This is a genomic window from Streptomyces sp. NPDC059371 (genome assembly GCF_042751995.1).
In the GTDB taxonomy this organism is placed as follows: Bacteria; Actinomycetota; Actinomycetes; order Streptomycetales; family Streptomycetaceae; genus Streptomyces.
The window spans coordinates 1-1,026 of record NZ_JBHYXD010000205.1 but is presented as its reverse complement, the minus strand read 5'-3'; the positions used below and the strand labels follow the sequence as shown (position 1 = coordinate 1,026).

General features: G+C 67.7%; 1 protein-coding gene and 1 tRNA gene. Both read right to left on the bottom strand.

The genetic code is table 11. The features are described 5' to 3' along the window. Nucleotides 1-64 precede the first annotated feature (64 nt). Nucleotides 65-138, bottom strand: a tRNA-Met gene (locus tag ACFXGX_RS43170). 283 nt (nucleotides 139-421) lie between these two features. Continuing rightward, entirely contained in the window at nucleotides 422-883 is a 462-nt protein-coding gene (locus ACFXGX_RS43165) for a pyridoxamine 5'-phosphate oxidase family protein (protein WP_384803972.1), read from the bottom strand. Nucleotides 884-1,026: the final 143 nt, after the last annotated feature.

Sequence of the window (1,026 nt, the reverse complement as noted above, 5' to 3'; positions counted from 1 at the left end):
GCGGCGCGCGGGGGGTTTTACTTGGTGTGGGGGGCGGCCACTTTGGGCCGCCCCCCCACGTCAGTAGCGGGGACAGGATTTGAACCTGCGACCTCTGGGTTATGAGCCCAGCGAGCTACCGAGCTGCTCCACCCCGCGTCGGATGACCCCACCCTACGCCAATTGCCCCGGCCCCGAGACCATGGTCGACAGCCGGCCAGGCTCATGATCGCGGAAGCTCGGCTCCCGGGGCGGTCGGCCGCCGCATTTCGACCGAACCGATTACCGCGAGCGCCACGCGATCGAGTGCGGATCAACCGCCTCAAGAGGAACCGTGCCGTTGCCGGGCGCTACGACGAACACGCGGTCCGCTTCGAAGCGACCGTTCTCGTCGCAACGCTCAACGAGTGGCTGTGACCTGCACATTCACACTGCGCCCGTGCTATCCCAGCCACGCTCCGTCACGCATCACGACCCTGCCACGAAGTTCCGGTGCCCCGCGCCAGGCGCGCACTGTCTGCGGTGTCACGCTCAGGTACAGGAAGGGGGTTTCTTCCGTACGCGGATCCCAGCCGAACTTGCTCGCGAACGCATCGGCGGCATCCTTTGGCACTTCCCGCGCCGGAAAGCACTTTGCGTCTCCCTGCAGCAGCACCACGTCGAAGGCATCCGGCAGAGCCAGCCGTACGCGCGGTTCCTTCTGCGCATTGCGCCCGGTCGCGGAGTTCGCGGCGGTACACATCCACACTGCCTGCCCGTCCCACAGGAACCAGAGTGGCACCTGATGCGGGCCGTGGTCGGGGTGGGCCGTCGACACCCACATGTCGCGCTCCGAGCTGAGCCGCTCCAGGGTGTCCCGCCTGCGCTCCGCCGTGGTGCGGCGAATGATCTCTGTACCTTGCATGAGCGCCGACCGTAGTCGGCGGGTTCACGGTGCGCATGGGGCATAGGTCCTAGGTCGTGTCCGCAAAGTCTCGCCTGCCCGGCGACGCCTGGCACGCTCCCCCAAGCTCTTCGAGCAGGGGGGACCCCCACTCGCCGCACCGG

Excerpts from the sequence above, each read along its gene's own strand:
- ACFXGX_RS43165 (WP_384803972.1), bottom strand. The coding sequence starts at position 883 with ATGCAAGGTACAGAGATCATTCGCCGCACCACGGCGGAGCGCAGGCGG.